General features: G+C 43.1%; 21 protein-coding genes. 13 read left to right on the top strand and 8 right to left on the bottom strand.

The genetic code is table 11. The features are described 5' to 3' along the window. Positions 1-210 precede the first annotated feature (210 nt). The 3 genes from map (at position 211) to dapD (ending at position 4,727) form a co-directional block, all read left to right on the top strand. Positions 211-1,005, top strand: coding sequence for a type I methionyl aminopeptidase (gene map, locus ACXAER_RS14790; RefSeq protein WP_179982597.1), 795 nt, complete (start codon positions 211-213; stop codon positions 1,003-1,005). 249 nt (positions 1,006-1,254) lie between these two features. Continuing rightward, positions 1,255-3,906, top strand: coding sequence for a [protein-PII] uridylyltransferase (glnD, locus tag ACXAER_RS14785; protein WP_474830416.1), 2,652 nt, complete (start codon positions 1,255-1,257; stop codon positions 3,904-3,906). Further along, positions 3,903-4,727 (top strand): 2,3,4,5-tetrahydropyridine-2,6-dicarboxylate N-succinyltransferase, encoded by an 825-nt coding sequence (gene dapD, locus ACXAER_RS14780; RefSeq protein ID WP_118490066.1) that lies wholly within the window; start codon positions 3,903-3,905, stop codon positions 4,725-4,727. Before glnD ends, dapD begins: the two co-directional genes overlap by 4 nt. A gap of 96 nt (positions 4,728-4,823) precedes the next feature. Here dapD and ACXAER_RS14775 read toward each other — a convergent pair whose 3' ends face one another. The 3 genes from ACXAER_RS14775 to ACXAER_RS14765 are packed head-to-tail and all read right to left on the bottom strand — an operon-like array spanning position 4,824 to position 6,519. Continuing rightward, positions 4,824-5,273 (bottom strand): flavodoxin domain-containing protein, encoded by a 450-nt coding sequence (locus ACXAER_RS14775; RefSeq protein WP_474830414.1) that lies wholly within the window; start codon positions 5,271-5,273, stop codon positions 4,824-4,826. A 53-nt stretch (positions 5,274-5,326) separates the two neighbouring features. Further along, a complete protein-coding gene (gene truC, locus ACXAER_RS14770) occupies positions 5,327-6,178 on the bottom strand; it encodes a tRNA pseudouridine(65) synthase TruC (RefSeq protein WP_474830412.1) in 852 nt (283 codons plus the stop codon). Then, positions 6,175-6,519, bottom strand: a complete 345-nt coding sequence (locus tag ACXAER_RS14765; RefSeq protein WP_474830410.1) for a YqcC family protein — start codon at positions 6,517-6,519, stop codon at positions 6,175-6,177. The genes truC and ACXAER_RS14765 overlap by 4 nt, the downstream gene beginning before the upstream one ends. 236 nt (positions 6,520-6,755) lie before the next feature. On the opposite strand from ACXAER_RS14765, the gene ACXAER_RS14760 reads away from it, so the two are divergent. Together ACXAER_RS14760 and ACXAER_RS14755 are read left to right on the top strand one after the other, a co-directional pair. After that, a complete protein-coding gene (locus ACXAER_RS14760) occupies positions 6,756-7,805 on the top strand; it encodes a DUF3549 family protein (protein ID WP_474830408.1) in 1,050 nt (349 codons plus the stop codon). Then, positions 7,806-8,108, top strand: a complete 303-nt coding sequence (locus ACXAER_RS14755; RefSeq protein WP_474830406.1) for a DUF3301 domain-containing protein — start codon at positions 7,806-7,808, stop codon at positions 8,106-8,108. A gap of 4 nt (positions 8,109-8,112) precedes the next feature. On the opposite strand, the gene ACXAER_RS14750 is transcribed toward ACXAER_RS14755, so the two are convergent. Beyond that, positions 8,113-8,511, bottom strand: coding sequence for a response regulator (locus tag ACXAER_RS14750; protein ID WP_025256222.1), 399 nt, complete (start codon positions 8,509-8,511; stop codon positions 8,113-8,115). A 179-nt stretch (positions 8,512-8,690) separates the two neighbouring features. Between ACXAER_RS14750 and aceK the strand changes: the two genes are divergently transcribed. The 3 genes from aceK to ACXAER_RS14735 all read left to right on the top strand — a co-directional run bounded on the left by aceK (position 8,691) and on the right by ACXAER_RS14735 (position 12,765). Further along, a complete protein-coding gene (aceK, locus tag ACXAER_RS14745) occupies positions 8,691-10,424 on the top strand; it encodes a bifunctional isocitrate dehydrogenase kinase/phosphatase (protein WP_474830404.1) in 1,734 nt (577 codons plus the stop codon). 263 nt (positions 10,425-10,687) lie between these two features. Next, positions 10,688-11,368, top strand: coding sequence for a response regulator transcription factor (locus tag ACXAER_RS14740; RefSeq protein ID WP_474805288.1), 681 nt, complete (start codon positions 10,688-10,690; stop codon positions 11,366-11,368). Further along, the gene (locus ACXAER_RS14735) at positions 11,365-12,765 is read left to right on the top strand and encodes a HAMP domain-containing sensor histidine kinase (protein WP_474830401.1); all 1,401 of its coding nucleotides are present in this window, start codon (positions 11,365-11,367) and stop codon (positions 12,763-12,765) included. The genes ACXAER_RS14740 and ACXAER_RS14735 overlap by 4 nt, the downstream gene beginning before the upstream one ends. A gap of 158 nt (positions 12,766-12,923) precedes the next feature. On the opposite strand, the gene ACXAER_RS14730 is transcribed toward ACXAER_RS14735, so the two are convergent. Continuing rightward, a complete protein-coding gene (locus ACXAER_RS14730) occupies positions 12,924-13,484 on the bottom strand; it encodes a DUF3833 domain-containing protein (RefSeq protein WP_474830399.1) in 561 nt (186 codons plus the stop codon). 57 nt (positions 13,485-13,541) lie between these two features. After that, complete coding sequence (locus ACXAER_RS14725; RefSeq protein ID WP_474830397.1) at positions 13,542-14,030, bottom strand: chalcone isomerase family protein; 489 nt, start codon at positions 14,028-14,030, stop codon at positions 13,542-13,544. A gap of 276 nt (positions 14,031-14,306) precedes the next feature. Between ACXAER_RS14725 and ACXAER_RS14720 the strand changes: the two genes are divergently transcribed. Then, positions 14,307-15,227 carry a 1-aminocyclopropane-1-carboxylate deaminase/D-cysteine desulfhydrase gene (locus tag ACXAER_RS14720; protein WP_474830395.1) on the top strand — a complete coding sequence of 307 codons (921 nt, stop codon included), beginning with the start codon at positions 14,307-14,309 and terminating at the stop codon, positions 15,225-15,227. A 5-nt stretch (positions 15,228-15,232) separates the two neighbouring features. On the opposite strand, the gene ACXAER_RS14715 is transcribed toward ACXAER_RS14720, so the two are convergent. Both ACXAER_RS14715 and ACXAER_RS14710 read right to left on the bottom strand, forming a co-directional pair. Beyond that, entirely contained in the window at positions 15,233-16,045 is an 813-nt protein-coding gene (locus ACXAER_RS14715; protein ID WP_474830393.1) for a sterol desaturase family protein, read from the bottom strand. Then, positions 16,032-16,460, bottom strand: a complete 429-nt coding sequence (locus ACXAER_RS14710) for an SRPBCC family protein (RefSeq protein WP_474830391.1) — start codon at positions 16,458-16,460, stop codon at positions 16,032-16,034. The genes ACXAER_RS14715 and ACXAER_RS14710 overlap by 14 nt, the downstream gene beginning before the upstream one ends. 99 nt (positions 16,461-16,559) lie before the next feature. On the opposite strand from ACXAER_RS14710, the gene ACXAER_RS14705 reads away from it, so the two are divergent. From ACXAER_RS14705 to nspC, 4 genes are all read left to right on the top strand, one after another. Continuing rightward, positions 16,560-17,597, top strand: coding sequence for an AraC family transcriptional regulator (locus tag ACXAER_RS14705; protein ID WP_474830389.1), 1,038 nt, complete (start codon positions 16,560-16,562; stop codon positions 17,595-17,597). Positions 17,598-17,780: 183 nt separating this feature from the next. Continuing rightward, entirely contained in the window at positions 17,781-18,191 is a 411-nt protein-coding gene (locus ACXAER_RS14700; protein WP_474830387.1) for a hypothetical protein, read from the top strand. A 228-nt stretch (positions 18,192-18,419) separates the two neighbouring features. Beyond that, the gene (locus ACXAER_RS14695) at positions 18,420-19,622 is read left to right on the top strand and encodes a saccharopine dehydrogenase family protein (protein ID WP_269916754.1); all 1,203 of its coding nucleotides are present in this window, start codon (positions 18,420-18,422) and stop codon (positions 19,620-19,622) included. A 187-nt stretch (positions 19,623-19,809) separates the two neighbouring features. Then, entirely contained in the window at positions 19,810-20,940 is a 1,131-nt protein-coding gene (nspC, locus tag ACXAER_RS14690; protein ID WP_474830385.1) for a carboxynorspermidine decarboxylase, read from the top strand. The last annotated feature ends 5 nt before the right edge of the window (positions 20,941-20,945 follow it).

Below are 20,945 nucleotides of genomic sequence, written 5' to 3'. Positions count from 1 at the left end.
AGCCTCAAGTTTTAGCGTTAAAAAGCCAGGCTTTTAAGTATTTTTGCCAACCTTTATTAAAACGACCCACCCCATTGCTATCAGCCTTGGAAATCACCATTTAAAAACCATGAATATCAGCACCTTACTAAGAATGACCTGAATAGTGTTATACTGCGTAAGTAATTTAAATTCTTCACCAAACTAGTTTCAAACGATTTGAGAGGCGCTGTGACAGCTATTATCAAAACCCCAGAAGAAATCGAAAAAATGCGCGTAGCCGGTAAACTGGCTGCTGAAGTACTTACTATGATCGGGCCTTATGTGAAAAAAGGCGTAACTACCGATGAACTTAATACCATTTGTCACGACTATATAGTAAACGAGCAAAAGGCAGTGCCCGCCCCGCTAAACTATGGTCACCCACCATTTCCAAAGTCTATTTGTACGTCGGTGAACCATTGTATATGTCACGGCATTCCTTCTGACAAGAAGCTAAAAGACGGTGACATCATCAACATTGATGTAACTGTTATAAAAGACGGTTATCACGGTGATACTTCGAAGATGTTCGTTGTAGGTAAGCCATCTATTCTTGCCGAGCGCCTTATTCGCGTTACTCAAGAGTGCCTATATAAAGCGATTGAACAAGTGAAGCCGGGCATGCGTCTTGGCGATATTGGCCATATTTGTCAAACCCATGCTGAAGCGCATAACTATTCAATAGTGCGTGAATACTGCGGTCACGGTATTGGTGCAAGCTTCCACGAAGAACCGCAAATTGTTCACTATGGAAAGCCTGGTACAGGTGACGTTTTAGAGCCTGGGATGTGCTTTACCATCGAACCTATGGTTAACGCAGGCAAACGTTACTCAAAAGTTTTGCCAGATCAATGGACTGTTGTGACCAAAGACAGAAGTTTAAGTGCCCAATGGGAGCACACTCTTTTAGTTACAGAGACCGGTGTTGAAATTCTTACGCTTCGTGAGGAAGAAAGCTTAGAGCGTGTTATTTCACACGGATAATTTTCATATTGCGGCTGTTAAGCTTACAGCCGCTTTGATTGCCCCTTTGCCTCATTCAAAACGGCATACTAAATCTTTATTTTTAATTCTCATACGATGCGCCTATTAAACGGGCTACACACCTATAACAAAAAACCATAAATATTCACAATTCAACCTAACTTATGCATAAATTTGCTACTGCGAACTACTATCAATTCATGCTATTGTTCTTAGCGTTTTAATAGAAGTCTATTTCAAAGGTGCATTTTGACGCTGCAATCACTGATAAAGAATATCGACACAATTAACTCTGTTGATGAAATTCCCGTCATTAAATCGTGCGTGGAAGCCAGTTATACTTGGATAACAGAGTCTTTCGACGCTACGCCAGTTAATCAGCTCGTTACCGGTCGTGCGCAGTTTGTCGACGCATTGCTTTGTCACCTTTGGCAACTTTACGGCTTAGATACCGTGGACGAGCTTTCCCTTTGCGCGGTGGGTGGATACGGTCGCGGCCATTTACAACCCCACTCAGACATCGATTTACTCATTGTCAGCAAGAAGAAGCTAAAGCCTGAAGTGCAAGAAAAAATTGGCATGTTCATCACCCTTTTATGGGATATCAAGCTAGATGTTGGACAGTCGGTACGCACCATTAAAGAAACGGTTAAACTGGCGAAAGACGATATTACTATTGCGACGAATCTCGTTGAAAGCCGTCTGCTTTGTGGAAGTGAAACTACATTCGACAAACTGTGGGATGAGGTAAACGGTCGCAATTCATGGTCGAGTAAATCTTTCTTCTCGGCTAAATATGACGAGCAAAAGAGGCGCCACGCCAAGTTCAACGGCACCGCTTACAACCTTGAACCAAACATTAAAGAAAACCCGGGATGTTTGCGAGACATTCAATCTATCGGTTGGGTAGCGAAAAAGCACTTTAAAGAGTATGACGGATGGAACTTGGTGGGTCACGGTTACTTCACCGAACAAGAACACAGTGAGTTAATCGCCTGTCGTATGCACCTGTGGAAAATGCGTTGTGCGCTGCACTTAGTTGCTGGCAGAAGCGAAAACCGACTGCTTTTCGACTATCAACCCGATGTCGCACAAATGATGGGATACGGTGAAGAAGGTAAGGCATCTGTGGAAAAAATGATGCGTGACTTTTTCCGCACCGTAGCGCGCGTGTCTGAACTGAACCAAATGCTGCTTCAGCGCTTCAAGTACGACATGCTTAACCAAAGCGTGCAAAAAAGCGTAATCATAAACGAAGATTTTGAACTGCTCGACAATATGATTTCGCCGCGTCACGAAACCGTATTTTCATCACCTGAGGCAATTTTAGACTTCTTACATTTGGTGGCAAACACGCCAGAAGTAAAAGGCTTAAGTACCATTTGTATTCGACAATTGCGTAACGCTCACCGGGCCTTCGAAGCAGAATATTACGTTGAACGCCCTCTGTGCCGCGATAAATTTATGCGATTAATGAAGCAACCCGAATTTTTTGATTTCGGTTGGGACATTATGCACCAGTACGGTATTTTACAAGCCTACCTTCCAGAGTGGGATACCATTGTGGGTATGATGCAGTTTGACTTGTTTCACGCCTACACGGTGGACGAACACACTCACCGATTAGTAAAGCATGTAAACTATTTTTTCTCGAAAGAGAACAAAGATTTTCCACGCTGCGGCAGAATTTGTCGAAACCTAGACAAACCTGAAATACTTTACATTGCTGCAATTTTCCATGACATCGCAAAAGGTCGTAATGGCGACCACTCAACCCTAGGCGCGCAAGATGTCGCTAAGTTCTGTGCACAGCACGATGTACCCAGTAAAGATGCAGAATTGATTGCATGGCTTGTAGAAAACCATCTGCTTATGTCAGTGGTTGCCCAACGCCGCGACATATACGATCCTGATGTCATTAGTGAGTTTGCTGGTGCGGTAAGAAGCCATAACCACCTTAATTTACTTTATACACTGACCCTTGCCGATATTCGCGCTACCAACGATAACCTTTGGAATGACTGGAAAGCGTCTTTGCTTCGTGAGCTGTATCTAATGACACAAAAAGCGTTAGACAATGGGCTACAGTGTCAGGTTACACTCAACGAGCGAGTAACCACTCACAAACATCAGGCAAGACAGATTCTGCAAGAGCGTGCTATAGACCCTATTGCCATAGATGCGCTGTGGGCAAGGCTTGATGATGACTACTTTGTTCGCTTTAAGCCTACGCAAATTGCATGGCATACCGATGAAATTATTAAAGCTCAGAATGAATGGCTTACACCAGAACACGATGGTCTATTAGTAAAGGCTAACGACAACAGCGCTAAAGGCGGCACTGAAGTATTTGTTTATGGGAAAGATAGAAAAGCCCTGTTTGCTCAAGTCGCATCTGTACTAGATAGCCGTAATTGTTCAATTCACGACGCCCACGTTACTGTCACTAAAGATAGTTATGTGTTTGACAGTATGCTTATTCTTGAAAATGACGGCAGTCGTATTAGCTCAGAGTCGCGCATTGCTTCTATTGAGAATGCCATTTCTGCCCAATTAGAAAAGCCGGGACGCTCTCACGAAAACAAACGAAAGTTACCGCGCCAAATGAAACAGTTAGACGTGCCCACCAAGGTTCGTTTTTTCAATATCAACGATGAAGCCACGCTTATCGAGTTAGAAGCCCTAGACGCACCGGGCATTTTAGCTAAAATTGGTCATGCATTCGTTGATACTAATATGACACTAAAGCTTGCAAAAATTGCCACCATTGGCGAGCGAGCCGAAGATATTTTTATCGTCAGCAATGAGGCTGGCATCGCATTAACCCAAGAACAACAGGTAAACCTTAAAAAGCGTATCCTGTTTAAACTCGACCAACTTGAAGATATCACAATACCATGAATGAATTGAAAGCCATTATTGAAGACGCCTTCGAAAATCGCGACAGCATTAGCCCGTCATCAGCACCTGATGAAGTAAGAGATGCGGTAGCGCAAGCTATCGACCTACTTAATAGCGGAAAAGGCCGCGTTGCAGAAAAAATTGCTGGCGAATGGGTAGTACACCAGTGGCTGAAAAAAGCTGTTCTACTTTTCTTCCGTCTTCACAACAACGATGTGATTGAAGGCGCTGAAAGCAAGTTTTATGACAAAGTACCACTTAAGTACACTAACTACACAGCTGAACAATTTGCGGCTGACGGCGCACGTATTGTTCCGCCAGCGGCAGTACGTACAGGTACTTTCGTAGGTAAGAACGCGGTTGTTATGCCCTCTTACGTAAACATTGGTGCATTTGTTGATGAAGGCACAATGGTTGATACGTGGGCTACGGTAGGCTCGTGTGCACAGATTGGTAAGAATGTTCACCTTTCTGGTGGCGTTGGCATCGGCGGCGTATTAGAGCCACTTCAGGCAAACCCTACCATTATCGAAGATAACTGTTTTATCGGTGCGCGTTCTGAAATTGTAGAAGGTGTTATCGTTGAAGAAGGGTCAGTAATTTCAATGGGCGTTTACATCGGTCAGAGCACGCGTATCTATGACCGTGAGACCGGCGAAGTTCACTACGGCCGTGTTCCAGCGGGCTCTGTAGTTGTTGCGGGTAACCTGCCTAGCGCAGATGGTAAGTACAGCCTATACGCAGCAATCATCGTGAAAAAAGTTGATGCAAAAACCCGCGCTAAAGTAGGTATTAACGCTCTACTTCGCGGCGTTGAGTAATAACTTATGCGTCGTTAAGTAATTAACGACGTTCGCATATAAAAAAAGAGGCGCCTTAGCGCCTCTTTTCATTTTTAACCCATAAGCCATCAACGCTTAAGACAAAAGCTTGTCCTTGATGGTGTTAACCCACTCCACCACGTCTTTTTCGGGCTCTAGGGTTTCAATAGCATCAACTTCTAACATATCAGCAACCGCGTTACCTTGCAGTTCAGCAAGTAATTCTTGGAATTGTTTACCTGCTCCACAAAAGCTTTCGCCATAGCTGCTGTCACCCAGCGCTGCAACAGCGAACGGCTTGCCCGTTAGTATAGGTGATTCGTCTTTTAAATCTGAAAACACAAACTCTAGGTTAGGTGGAACATCGCCCTGACCTGTCGTTGAGGTAATAATTAACAGTGCGTCAGCATCAGTAAAATCGGCTACTGAAGGGTCGCTTTCCAGTGAGCAATCAACTCCCTGCTCAGCTAAATTTTCTTCCACCTGCTCAGCTACGTGTTGTGCGTTACCGTATACTGTACCCGCAATAATTTTCAATGTTGCCATTTTTACCTCTTAAACCAATGATCGTCGCCCATGTCGACAGGCGGAAAGTATTTCTATCTTATCAAGCTAAACGGTTTTAACCTGTTTACGAATTGTTGCATTTCATTGTGCATCTCACCATTAATCGTTATCCATTTACCGCTAACAGGATGAGAAAAGCCCATATGAGTACAACTTAAGGCCAAATTATTAAAATTAAAGTGCTGTTTAGCGAATTTGTTTTGCTTCCCATCGCCGTGAGTTGTATCGCCAATAATGGGGTGACGAATGTGTACCATGTGTCTTCGAAGCTGGTGCTTACGCCCAGTGCTCGGAGAAAGTTTTACTAACGAATATCTAGCACTTTGGTACCTACCTACAGGCTCGGGCACTTCAAACTTTTCGAGTGACTCATACATGGTGGACGCTGGCTGAGGTGCTTGCTGTGGCCTTTTGTGTTTATCTGCAATTTTGTCATAACGATACTTAAGAGCATAATCAATAAAGCCCGTGTGGTTGACGAAGCCTCTAACCACAGCGTGATAACCCTTTACCACCTGCTTGTCCATCATTTGCTGGCCTAGCTTTGCCGCAATTTCTGAGTTAAAACTAAACACCAACACGCCTGATGTAGGCCTATCTAAGCGGTGAGCTGGAAACACGTGCTTGCCGATTTGATCTCTAAGCGTCTGCACCGCAAATACGGTTTCATGCCTATCTATAGGACTTCTGTGGACTAGCAGACCTGGGGGCTTATTTATCGCAATGATATGCTCATCCAGGTATAAAACAGGCAAGTGTAGAGAGTTCGCACTACCTTGTTCTTCAACACTGTTTTTTTCGCCAGTCTGCTTTTCCGTCAGCTCGACTTCATCATTTAGTGACACTTTCTCAACGGCTCTTGGCGATTGCTCTAGCTTACTCATCCAATGTCTCCACTGGCAATATCGTCAATATACTTTAGCGCAGACAGGGTACTTTGATTCTCGGGTGGTAAGCACACTTCTGCTGCGGGTGTAATTTGCATCGCCGGTATAGGGTGCGATTGCGCCAACAAAATGCGCATTTTGGGAATAAAAATAAAAGCCAGCCAAGCTTCAAAAGAAAAACAGTCTGCTGCGAAAGGTACTTCACTTCCTATAGCATTTTTAAGCGCTTGGTCATTGGGTACTTCATCTGGCCAAACACCATCTTGCTGCATTACCGTTTCTAATTGCTCCAGTGCGTTGATGAAAGCTAAATGACTGCTACTATTCGCTTGATTCACTACTCCTCCCCTATCCTAATACGCTTCAATTTATAGCGCGCAGTATATCAGGGGCTTAAGGTCAACATAAGTCAGTGTGTTGTATCGTTGAAATTCTTCTGCTGTGATACCATTAATGAGGTTTGCTGATGGCCCTAGCGAATATAAGCATGTCCTAGAGGCGGTTGTTCTTTGCTGAACATCAAAGGGTTACGGGCCTAGCAACATTTATTTAAAGCAGTATTTTGGAACGAGTTATGAGCGCTAACAGTATCAATTCTATCAGTGAGTTTTTGTTACACGCAGGCACTGAATATCATGTTTTTGATTTAGGTCGACGTATTGAACCCACAGATAATCAAACGTTTCTAGAAATAGAAAATGGCAGTGCTTACGCGCCCTACCCTCGTCAACAACATGCGTGGTTCGGTATTGTTTTTTGGAACAAAAATGCATCTTCGCAACACTATATTTGGTTTATAAAGCTGCCACTTGATGAGCAAGGCTTGGTCGTTGCCGCTGCTAGAAATCATTTTCTAGAGATTATTGTGGATGCTCTAGGGAAGTCGATTGCAGAAGATACCGAAAATGCAAAGCAATTGCCCGACAACCCTTATTCCTTCGTTCCGAACCAATCGCAACTTGCTCAGTTTAATGCTCTAGTCAAAAGCACGTTAAACCATCCCCTAAGTGAAGAGGCGCAGAAAGTTGAAGCTTATATTCAAGCCCCGCAGCTTGTGGATTGGCAAAAAATATCAATGCAAAGCGTGGCAGATTTTGTACATGGTTTCAGCATGCACGCAAAGCGAGATGTGTTAGAAGAGGCAATTAAAGCCAATGTAGCAATTTACTCAGATGTGTTTGTTAATACGCTTATGGAGACAAGCGAGAGCGTTTCTTTGTCAGATAACTTATTGGCTATGTATTTGAGCAAAATTGATGATGGCGACGACATCAATCTAGCGGCTTTGAGGGGCACCTCTGAAGGAAACTTCAACCCAACGATAAATAGTAAGCTTCTAGACTTATTGAACGATGAAAAAACGCAGCGCCTCGATATTTTAAGTGTTATTGCGGCACGGCATTTTGAGCAAATGGAACCGCTCCTACTTAGTACCTTTTTAGAACAAGCTGCAAAAGTTGACGAAAAAGAAGGTCACCAAGGTGCCTTATTTGCTGGTTTCTTTTCTGATTTAGTCCAAATTCCGAAATTACGCAGACAAGTACTTACGCTGCTACACTCAGACGCCAACTCGGATATTCTAAGCAAAGCATTTGAGCGATTGTTTGCACAGGCGAGAAAATAAATGACGTTACTTGAATTGGTCATATGGTTAGTAATTGTATTTACCGGCTATCAGTTTTGGCGCATTCGGGCCATTTCTGAGCAAACAAACGCTTATCTAAAACAATACTGTGATAAACATGGTTTGCAGCTGTTAAGTGTGGCCAGGGCCAAAACTCGGTTCTCATTTAAGTTTGGTAAACCGGACTGGCACAGCTTATTCAATTTTGAGTTTTCAAGCAATGGCGAGGATAGATATACAGGAGAAGTTGAATTAATAGGTACGAGGGTTGCGAGAACCGAAGTGCCACCGCATAGGGTGTAAGTGGTCAAACCGCAATCGGCGCTTTATAAGTATCGGGAAGAATGAAACCAAAGCGTTGTAAAACCGACGTAAGTTCATCGCGCTTAATCGGCTTTTCAATAAAACCTAATGCGCCTAGTGACATCACTTTCTCTTGCATCAATGGCTGTATATCGCCTGAAATAACAATAACAAAAGTCTCAAGTTTACGGCGTTTAATTTCACTTAATACACTAAGACCGCCCAGCACAGGCATTGTTAAATCTAGTAATACAAGGTCAATAGTATGATGTGCTAATACTTCTAGAGCGTCCATACCATTTGACACTTCATAAATAGCTTCAGCGAACCCACTAGGCAAGTTACTTCTAGCCATTTTCCGTGCAAGTGCTGAATCGTCACAAATTAGAATATTAAAACCCATCAACTACAATCTTATAATTGGTTACTAATCCATCTTTAGAATACATTAAACGAAAGTATAAGAAAATAACAAAAACATTGAATTATTGGCTACTTACTTGATAACGACACCAAACTCCCCTCTCCTATTAGCATGTTTTGTGGTAGATATAAGGCGTAACAAAAAAGGAAAACATCCCTATGCAAGAGTTAGCTGCAAGCCAAGACAAAAACTTGGTGAGAAAAGTTGCCTATCAGATTCTGTCTCATTTCGATAAGAGTTACCGGTGGTTCACCCGAATTACACGGGGCGCTCAAGAAAGATTTGAAAAGGGTAATTGGAAAGAAACCCAGCTAGCCTCTAAAGAGCGTATTACCATTTATGAACAAAGCCTGTCAGATGCGGTTGCCGAGATTTATCAGCTTACTCAGGTCCACCAAAAAGACGATGCTTTTTGGCAAGAGCTTAAAAAGGTGTTTGCGCTACAGCTTGAAGGCCACCCGCAGTTTGAGTTAGCTGAAACCTTTTACAATTCAGTGATTGGCCGCTTGTTTAAGCACAGAAAAATAGACAACGACATGATGTTTGTGTTGCCTAGCCGCTGTTTTTTGCCTGGGCAAGACAGAGACAAAGTAGTCAACAGCTTTGACACCACCACTACCGTACGTGAGATGTACGAGTCGATATTTAAAATTTATCGATACAATATTCCGTTTGAAAACTTTGAACGGGACTTACAGAACCTTGAGAAGGCCTTACGCTCACGTTTAAATAAAGAACAGCTAGCTAGCGTACAGGCCGTTGAGATCCTAAAGCCTACTTTTTTTCGAGGTAAAGCGGCTTATTTGATTGGTCGCATCTGTATGCCCGGCGAAACCCTGCCGTTTGTCATCGCCATGCGAAGATACAATGAGCCACATATGTTCGTCGATGCCCTACTGACCGACCGTAAAGATCTGAGCGTAATTTTTGGCTTTGCCCGCAGCTATTTTATGGCCGACACCCAAAATCCGGCCGAGGTTGCCGCTTTCCTACAAGAATTATTGCCAAATAAAAAACACTTTGAATTGTATATGTCGATGGGGCACTACAAACACGGCAAAACGGTATTTTATCGTAACTTCTTAGCACACATGGACGAGTCTGATGACAAATTCGAGGCTGCGCCGGGAATTCGAGGGTTAGTGATGATGGTTTTCCATCTGCCCTCATATGGCGTTGTTTTCAAAATTATTAAAGATGAATTTGCAGAAAGTAAGAAAATCACCCGTGAACACGTAAAAGAGTGCTACAAGTTAGTCAAAATGTCAGATCGTGTTGGCCGAATGGCTGACACTCACGAATACGTTAATTTTAGGTTCCCTTTAGAGAGAATTGAGCCTGAGCTTATTGAAGAACTAAAAGAAACTTGCGCATCGAGTTTAGAATTCACCGAGACAGAACTTATCATCAAACACATGTATATTGAGCGGAAAATGACGCCGCTAAATATTTATCTTCAAGAAGAAACCGACGAGAAAAAGATAAAGCGTGCGCTCGATGAGCTTGGCCTTTGCATTAAGCAAATCGCCATGGCAAATATCTTTCCCGGAGATATGCTGCACAAAAACTTTGGTATAACCCGTCACGGTCGCGTGATCTTCTATGATTATGATGAAATTTGTTTAATGAACGAGCGTAACTTCAGAGAGTTGCCAAAATCTGATGACCCCTATGCTATTGATACACTTTCAGTAGCGCCTAACGACGTATTTCCTGAACAGTTCGAGCACTTTATTGTAGGTAAGCGAAAGTTCAAAGACATACTTAAGTCGTTGCACGGCGACTTGATGACACCTGAATATTGGCATGAAGTTCAGAAGAAGTGCGCACGTGGGGACGTACAACATTTTACCCCCTATAACCCGAGCATGCGCTTTGACAAAGGTGGATAGGCTGAGTGCGAGAATAATAGCATCACCCCTATCACCTTAACCCAACGTTTAAAGTGAGCAAGAGCTCTACATATGAGGTCAAATTTTAGCTACATGCGAAAAAGCTTAAAAGTGATCGTTTTAAGTCGTATAGCTCGTAAAAGAGGCAAAGCGATATTGCTTTTCGACTGCTTGTTCTCGCTTGCTGCTTGTTAAATACCGCAAACCGGTACCAGCAATGCCAAACAAGTGCGTGAATGTAGATAAACAAAAGAGTCGTAATAATGAAAGTGCTACTTGTAGAAGATGATCCAAAGGTTGCCTCGCACATTGCAAATGGACTATTGGGTGAAGGGCATGAATGTATTACGGTAGGCGATGGAACATCAGGCTACCAACAAGCCGCTAGTAACGAACTAGACGCGGTAATTTTAGACGTAATGTTACCCGAACTCGACGGTTTCACTGTGCTTGAGAAGCTTCGCGAAGAAGGTAACACGACCCCTGTTCTATTACTTAGCGCCAAGAGCCAAGTTGAAGATAAGGTTAAAGGCCTTCGTACCGGCGCTAACGACTATCTAACTAAACCCTTCGCCTTTGAAGAGCTGCTTGCTCGCGTTGAAGGTTTGGCTGGTCGCAATAAAGACGGCGATGACAAGACCTTGATAAAAGTTGGAGACCTCACGCTAGACTTAGTTAACCGTAAAGTATTGCGTGGCGATCAAGAAATTGACCTTCAATCAAAAGAATTTCAACTACTTGAATGCCTACTTCGTCACAAAGGTAAAGTTGTGACGCGAAGTATGTTGCTTGAACAGGTTTGGAATTATCATTTTGACCCCCAGACTAACGTGATTGATGTTCACATTAGCCGTCTACGTCAGAAAGTGGATAAAGCGTTTAATGTTCCGCTTATTGAAACCGTAAGAGGCACTGGCTACCGCATAGCGGACGAGCTTGCATGATAGCAATACGCGACTTTACGCGTAGTTCTAGTTTTCGCGTAGGCGTATTGCTCACCACCCTAGCTTGTATTGCCATTGTTTTAATTGTTTACTTTTGGCGATTAACGAGCAGTGACTTGTTCATTTCCGAGTCTAATGCTGCCGTTAACGCCAAAGCGAATGCGCTCGTAACGCTTTATGAAAATCTTGGTATTGATGCGGTTAAGTCGGCCATTATAAGCGACAATAACCAACTTTCTTCTAGCACGAAAACACCCTCTCATTCATTCGAACATTTGCGATCATTTGTCGTTCTGAGCAAAGATGAGCAAGTAGTTGCGGGGAACTTAGCATCTATCCCTCTGGTATTAGAGCGGCACAAAGGGGCCAACTTTGATACTGCAGAAATTGTCATTACCCGGCCTAACAGCTCATCAAGGAAAACCTTACGCCAAGCATTGATGAGGGAAGATGTACTAGGGGACTATACCCTCTATGTCGGGCGTGGTATCGATGACTTATATAGCGCACAGTGGTTTGGCAAAACCTTTAGCTGGATTATCGTTGTGTTGCTTTGTGCCTTAAGTATTCTAAGCTTCGCCATTGCCGTTTATGTGGTCAATCGAATTAACCGCATGTCTCAAACCGCTGATAAGATTATAAAGACTGGTAACCTTGAAGAGCGGCTAGAGATTGATAGCAATTGGGACGATCTCAGCAGTCTTTCCTTCGTTTTTAATCAAATGCTGGATACCATTGAAAGCTCGGTTAATAACATCAAGTCAGTCACAGACAGTATTGCTCATGACCTACGCACACCGCTTTCCAGACTTCGTAATACCTTAGAAAGAATTGAAGACGACCAGCTACGAGAAGACACGACTCAAGAAGCAGATAACCTACTGAATATGTTCAACAGTTTATTGCGCATAAGCGGACTTGAAACCACAAACAAGAAAGAAGGCTTTTGCAATACAGACGCGCGGGCAATTGTAGAAGACGTGGTCGACCTTTATCACCCCCTCGCCGAGGAGCGCAACATTCAGCTGTCCAGTCAGCTTGAAAGCGTGACTATGCTTGCTGACCCTAACTTACTTTTCCAAGCCGTAGCCAACGTATTAGACAATGCTATCAAGTACTCGAATGAGAATAGTATGGTTACGGTGCAACTGACGACTACACCTTGCCATATTGTTATTGCCGTCAATGATGCAGGGATAGGTGTTGGCGAGCATGAGATTATAAATTTAGAGCGTCGTTTTTATCGCGCTGATGGCAGCAGAACGAGCAAAGGGAACGGATTAGGCTTATCTCTCGTTTCAGCAATAGTTAAGCTGCACGATGGTCAAACTTGGTTTGTGCACGACCCGTTAATGCAAGGACATGGGCTGGGCGTTGTTTTTTGTTTTCCTCGTTAGTGTGAGTCAAAGTCAGCTAATCAGAATCAGCAAATAATAGACACTATCTATAGGTAAGCTACTTTAAATTGTACTAGCTAAATCTACTCACTTTTTTCGAATGCTGACCTATAGATGATATAGGTCAGTGGACTTTCCAAGTCTATATCTGCAAATTATTAATCTGTTTGCTTCTGCATAAAAATAGTGACTTCTGCCATCACAATGCCGAACTTGCGAATGTAAGAACGGTTCATCATAGTGCTGTCGTCAAATGCCCAGAACCAGTCATCAAAGGTTACTGAATAGGTCGTATTGTCTACCGGTAAATCCATCTCGTAGTGAAAATTGAATGCATTGCCATAGCTGGTGCCCTTAGCAGGGCCTTCAATGTCACTCGCTCGTCCTACAAAGCTATTATCGCTCTGTTTTACAATAGTCCAAGTGCGTGAGGTTGGGCCTTCGCCCACGCCATACTCAAAAGTTTCATCAAGGGTTAATGTATCATTATCTATTGACCCATCGATGTTCACCACAAACCTTTGTACCACCTCGCCCGAGCGGTTTTGAACAATGCCCCAGGCTTTAACGTTACCATCAAAAAATTGCTCAATATCGAAAGTTGGAGACACCGTCTGATAGTCTTCACCATCGACCGACACAGAACATCCTGACAGTCCTGCCATGGTCAATGCTGCAAACCCTACCCCTAAACATAACTTCATCATATTTTTTATCATTTTACTTATCCTGCTCAACTAACCCTACTTGGGCTTTATATCTATAAAATCACTAAACTAATCTTTTCCGAGTAGCTTTCTTCTAAACTTAGGTTCCGATGTTTCATCACTTAACCAGATATCAAAAAAACGCTGCGTAAACGTTCTGTCGCTTATCACATCCGCTTTTTCGCCATTTACGTAAAACACGCTTGTGCCTTCTTTCGTCGCAATCCCTGTAATTACATCGCCTTCGCTAACGTCAGGAAAGATAAGCTCCATTAGCGACAGCCATTTTTCTGCATCATCGGCAGCGATATCTCCCTGTTTTTTCATTTCATCAATAGAGCGCTCGGCAATCTTTTTCCCTTCAAGATCCCGTTGGTAGGTCAAACGAAGGGCAAAAGGAGGCTGCTTTGCGTACTTGCCTTCAGAAGCAAAAAGTTCACCGGTATATACGTCCCAAAAGTAGTAAGAAAACATGCCTTTCCCCACCAGTTTCGCATTGGGAACATACTCATTGATGTGTTCTAAATCAGACTCTTGCGCATAGGCGTTGTTTGACATGGTTAGTCCGCTCACAGATATGGAAAAAAATATAATTAAGGCAGATGCAGCGGCTATTTTATTGGCGCAAGACATACAAATAGCCCAAGCGTTTTTTACATAATGAAAAAACCATAATGGGGTATAAATCACAGGTTTTCGTAAAATACAGTTTTTATTAGTAACCATAAAAATGCTCTTATAAAGCGTAATAAAAATTACAGGTCTTTTATTGAATTTCTATCTGGTTATACTCTTGCCAATGTCCAATTGATCAACTGTCCCTAGGCTCTCATCGTGCTTTCCCTTGATGAATTTAAAACGTCACTCACTCTTCCTTCGCCTCTTATCCCTTTCAAACCGAACTGGGAGGGTGCAAGCAAGGTATCGCTTTATGTTAAGCGTGACGATGCAATTCACCCTGTGATGTCAGGAAACAAATGGCGAAAGCTAAGCCATGCACTAACGGGCCCTTTACCAAAAGCTATAATCAGTTTCGGTGGCGGCTTTTCTAATCACCTCCATGCATTGGGGTTTGCTTGTTATAAACTTGGAGTTCCTTTTACTGCCATTATTCGGGGCGACTACAGTGCTGCACCATCGCCAATGATTAAGGATTTGATGCGGTGGGATGTTCGCATTGAATATGTAAATAGAGTTACCTACAAAAAGCGTAACGATAGCGCCTATTTAGATGAACTAAAGCTGCAGTTCCCCAATGCGATCATCATTCCTGAAGGTGGAAGCCAGGCCCTGGCGCTTCAGGGGATAAAAGATATGGTCGATGAAATCGAGGTAGACTTTGATTTTATCGTTACGCCCGTCGCAAGCGGCGCGACATTGGCGGGAATTGTAAATGCATTAAATAAACGTAATAGTACAACGGCTACTGACTTTCGTTCTCGCAACAAAGCCATTGGCATAGGTGTACTAAAAGGTGAAGGCTATCTAGAGGGGTTGGTTGAGCCATTTCTTCCAACAGCTAACCAGACACATTGGCATATTGATCATAGCTACCATTTTGGTGGCTACGCCAAAGCGCCAAGTGAACTTCAAACCTTTTGCAACGAATTCAATAACACCATGGAATTTGAAATAGAGCCAGTTTACTCAGGCAAAGCCTTCTGGGCCGTTAAAGATATGCTGGCTAAAGGCAAGTTTGAGGAAGGTTCACGCATTGTTGTATTGCATACAGGAGGTTTGCAAGGTGCTAGATGATTTCATCAATCTGCAACAGGATAGCCAACCAGTCTCTTTAACTTTGCCCTTATTCCTTTTGCCTGCTGAAGCTGTTCACGCAGCACACCTATTTGACTGAAGTTGGCGCTTAGAGGATTATCCTCAGGCATCTTTCCAACGATGCCGTACTTTATACTGATTGTTTTATCTTCTTCAGCGAAAGTGCCGAATAACTTATCCCATATAATAAGTACGCCACCATAGTTCTTATCAATATAAGGCTTATTGGTTGCGTGGTGAATGCGGTGATGAGTAGGGGTGTTGAAGATACGCTCTGCCCAGCCTAAATGACCAATCGTTTGCGTATGTACAAAAAACTGATAAGCCAGATTTATCGCGACTATGGCAAATACCAAACTGGGTGAAAAACCAATGAGTATCATTGGCACCCAAAAAAGCCACATGCCCACAAATGGGTACAAAATACTTTGTCTAAACGCTGTGGTGAAATTCATTTTTGTTGAGCTGTGATGCACCACATGGGCCAACCAAAACCAGTGTATGTTGTGTGAAGCTCGGTGAAACCAGTAGTACAAAAAGTCTTGCAGGATAAAACCTGCAAAGAGCGACAATGCCGTTAGCTCTATATTAAATAACGAAAACTGGTGTAACCAATGAAAAAAAGGCATCAACAGTAGCAACACCAAAGCATCAGAGCCCTGGTGAAGCAGTGCAAGCAATGCATTGTTCACACTGTCTTTTACATTATAAAACTGCCGTGCCTTCTTGAACTCCACAAAAACACACAGTAAAAAAACCGGGCTTAAGCCAAGTAAAATAAGTTCAACGGGGATCAAAACGCGCTCCTAACTTATTCAAACATTGCTCGATGTCGTTTTGTAAAAGGCGCGTTAGTAACCAACTCGGCATATACCAAGGCGCCCGACAGGTTATACGATAGGAAACGTTTGTTGCGTTTTCTTGTCGCGTGAACGCGATAACGCCCCTATGCGCCTTCACTGGGAAGTCATCAACGACTCTGTACTCAATGCCGTTCGTATCTGCGTGAACGATCTCTTCTTTAAAGCGAACACCTAAAATATTAACCTCTCTAACGCAGCCCACTCCGCCGCTTACTTCACCATCATTTTCTACTTTTAATACCTTAAATGTTGCATTAAAGAAGTCACTTAAACTCTGGTGGTTAAGCAGCGTATCGCGAAGCACCTGTGGCTTTGCATTGATATTTTTTTGGTAATGAACGTTAACCATTTACGACATGTCCTTTTCTTATGGTTATTAGCATAAATTGACATTCGTATTTGATCTTGCGTTAATACGTCAGAATTTTTGTTATATTACGACATGCACATGCCATCGGTTTCTTTTGCCTATATTCAAAGTATCGAAAGCTATTTAACTAGCTTAGAGGTTAGTACAGATAAACTGTTGCGAATCACGCAAAAGCATAGCTCACTTTCAGGCTCTTCCCGTGTTTCCATGGAAGACTATGTCGAGCTGTTAAACCAAGGCGTATCGCTTACTAATAATTCATTATTTGGGTTTGAGTTAGGCAAACATATTCAGGCAAAAGATTACGGGGTGTTGGGTTACCTCGTTGAAAGTTGCGAAAATTTAGCTCAAGCCATAGGGGCGCTCACCCGGTTTGATGCGTTAGTCGCTGATATCGGTACAACAAGCGTATTTGTTGAGTCTGATAAGGCCCGAGTTGAGTGGGTACCTAAAAGCCCAGATAACAAACAAATGGTGTTGCGCAATACCACTGCTTGGGTAGCAACCGTTTATAAAATATTGGGTTCAGCCTGCCAATTAAACGCTATTTCTTTTACGTTTCCCTTGAGCACGCTGGAAAAAGATACGTTAGCCCAGTGGTTTAACTGCAAGGTAGTTGATTGTGCACGCGCCAACGCAATTACCTTCCCCTTACACTTACTGCATGTGCCGTTTACAAGTGAAAATAAGGCTATGTTCAGCGCGCTTATAGAAGTGACAGAAAGAGAGATGAACGAATGCAAAGAGGAACGGCTTGCTCAAACAAACAAGCGCCTTTTTTACCCTAATCCACACGAAGATATTGCCCACAAAGTCGTTTCGCTTTTAAACGCTAACCCTACGCTAAAGGGCTGTAATCAAAAGCGTGTGGCCGAAGCGCTATTCATAAGCCCGCGCACACTGCAGCGAAAGTTGAAGCAAAGTAAAACCAGCTTTCAGCAAATTCTTGATAGTGAGCGCAAATCTCGTTTAGACGACCTTCTTAAACAATACTCTATTGCCGACACCGCAGATTTATTAGGGTTTCAAGAACAATCTTCATTTACCCATGCGTTTAAAAAGTGGTTTTCCACCACACCGCTTAAATATCAAAAACAGCTACTATCAAAAGAGTAGCCATGTCTCGTTATTAACCTTGCCGCATGCGCTATTGCGGTTCGAGAAAGGTGATGTGACTTATAATCTTTAGTCTGAATAGGCAATTTTTTACTATCTAAATTATGATTATTAAACTAATGTGACCAGGAACACGTAGGTATTATCAGGTGTACAGCAACGCTAACTCACAGGAGATACGCTATGATCGACCGTCCAGTTACATTGCCAACGCAGTTAAATGCACTCGTGTCAAAGTCACTAAATCTATGTGAGCTTATGTTACCCGTGTGTGATGTGTTTTATCCTTTTGCCGCTATATACGAAAATGGTCGCATCGGTTGTATTTTTGCTGACGAGACTGGAACTAAAAAACACGAGTCACAGCTTATTGAACAGCTTCAGTGGCGAATAATCGATACCACTACAGATACAAACAGTTACAGTGTTTTAGTGTATGCAGCTGCAGTTAACACTCAAGACAGTAAAACGGTTGATGCTATTGCCATTGCGACTGCAACACCGAATCATGAAGAACGACTTATTCTTTACCCTTACTATAAAGTAGGTAACAAAGTAGTAATTTCCCCCCCTATTGATACGGTAACCCGCTAGTGCAACAGCGATAGGGAAATGTTGTTTTTCAAATGAGCTAGTAGAGACCTATATCAGTTATTACAGTAGTCTTTTGAGGTAGTGCCGCCCAATGTGTGCACTACCTTTTACATGAGTTGTTACGATTAAAATTTTTTGTCCTTTCATAGGCTGTCTTTGCTTGCCAAATCCCATTGGTCTGCTAGCATTCAGCCCAAAATTCATTAGCAAAATTAGGGATTAGTTATTATGTCTCGCGTTTTAATTATTGGTGCTGGCGGTGTTGCGTCGGTAACTGTGAAAAAATGTGCACGTTTACCGCAACATTTCGACGAAATTTACTTAGCAAGCCGCACGGTTTCTAAATGTGAAGCACTACAACAAGAAGTAGGTGCAGATCGCGTTAAGGGTGTTTTCGCTGTTGATGCCGACAATGCAAAAGAAGTTGAAGCACTTATTAATGAAGTAAAACCAGACCTAGTAATCAACCTAGCGTTGCCATACCAAGACCTGCCTATTATGGATGCGTGTCTTGCCACTAACACGGATTACCTAGACACCGCCAACTATGAGCCTAAAGACGAAGCGAAATTCGAATACTCTTGGCAGTGGGCTTACCAAGACAAGTTTAAAGACGCGGGCATTATGGCGCTTCTTGGCAGTGGGTTCGATCCAGGTGTAACAAACGTTTACACGGCTTACGCGGCAAAGCATTATTTCGACGAAATTCACTATCTTGATATCGTGGATTGTAACGGCGGCGATCACGGTCAAGCTTTCGCCACTAACTTCAACCCTGAAATCAATATACGTGAAATTACTCAACGCGGTCGTTTTTGGGAAAACGGCGAGTGGAAAGAAACCGATCCGCTAAGCGTACGTGAAGACCTAGATTACCAAAACATTGGGGTTCGTGCGTCTTATCTGATGTTCCACGAAGAGCTAGAGTCTATTGTTAAGCACTTCCCTACTCTGAAGCGTGCACGCTTCTGGATGACCTTTGGTGATGCTTACCTTAACCACCTGCGCGTACTTGAAGGCATTGGTATGACTAGCATTGAGCCAGTTGAGTTCCAAGGCCAAAAGATTGTGCCTTTGGAGTTCTTAAAAGCAGTTCTGCCTAACCCAGGTTCACTTGCTGAAGGCTACAGCGGCATGACCTGTATTGGCACCTACATCACAGGTATTAAAGATGGTAAAGAAAAGACTATCTTTATCTACAATAACTGTGACCATGCAAAATGTAATGAAGAAGTAGGCGCGCAAGCCGTATCTTACACCACAGGTGTTCCGGCGATGATTGGCGCGGCACTTATGCTTAATGGTACATGGAAAGAGTCGGGCGTTTGGAACATGGAACAATTCGACCCAGACCCATTCATGGATATGCTTAACGAGCACGGCCTACCATGGCACGTTCTTGAATGTGAAAGCAGCCCTTTCACCAAATAGTAGATACCCGGGCGCTTAATTCAAGCGCCCTTTTTTGTTACCGCAATAACTGCAATTGAAATAATTCAAACCATCCCAGGTTGTTAAACTGTACCAGTCAGCCGTTTTTTGAGCTAAGACTGGTTATGTAATACATTAGACACCTCATTAATGCTGTAAGCAGTTTTATTTTTTGGAGCTTTACCCATTGACCGATTTAACTCAACGCACTGATATTCCTTCTCCTTGCTATGTGCTGGAAGAAGAAAAGTTAATTAAAAACCTTGAGCTCATGAAACGGGTTCAAGACGAATCAGGTGCCCGCATCATTTTGGCGCTGAAAGGCTTTTCAATGTGGTCATGCTTCGACATTATTAAACAGTATTTACACGGCGCAACAGCAAGCTCGGTTTGGGAAGCTAAACTCGCGGCAGAGATGGGTAAAGAAGTACATGCTTATTCTCCAGCGTACAAAGTTAATGACGCTAAGGAACTAGCGAGCCTTGTTAACCATCTGTCTTTCAATAGTTTGTCTCAGTGGAATACGCATAAAGAAACCTTATCGAACGTTTCGTTAGGCCTTCGCATAAACCCTGAGCATCAAGAGGCGGATACGCCACTGTACGATCCAGCAGCACCGGGTTCGCGCTTAGGCATACGCGCCAGTGAACTAGAAGGCGTGGATCTGGCGGGTATCGAGGGTTTTCACTGCCACAACCTTTGTGAGTGTGATTCTTTTGCTACTGCACGCACCCTTGAAGCTATCGAAAAGCGCTTTGGTAAATGGCTTGGTCAATTGAAATGGTTGAACCTAGGCGGCGGTCATCTTATGACTCGAGACGGTTATGATGTAGAGCACCTAATAAAAACACTAAAAGACTTTAAAGCGCGTTACCCGCACTTAGACGTTATCTTAGAGCCAGGCTCTGCGGTTGCGTGGCAAACAGGCCCACTAATTTGTGAAGTGGTTGATATGGTGGAAAATGACGGGGATATCGCTATTTTAGATATTTCAGCCACTGCTCACATGCCGGACGTTTTGGAAATGCCTTACCGCCCTGCCATTTTAGGTGCAGGTATGCCAGATGAAAAAGCATATAACGTGAAGCTAGGCGGAAATTCATGTCTTGCTGGCGATGTTATTGATGTCTATTCATTTGACGCACCATTAAAAGCTGGCGATCGTTTACAGTTCGAAGATATGATGCATTACACCATGGTAAAAACCACATTCTTTAACGGTGTAGAGCACCCTGCTATTGGTATTTTACGAACTAATGGCGACTTCGAATTAGTTCGTGAGTTCAGTTACGAAGACTTTAAAGGCCGTTTGTCTTAAACTTA

This window comes from Alteromonas sp. AWJ4_199 (assembly GCF_056159165.1).
Note: the sequence above shows the minus strand (reverse complement) of the source record. Positions and strands in the feature narration are given on the sequence as shown.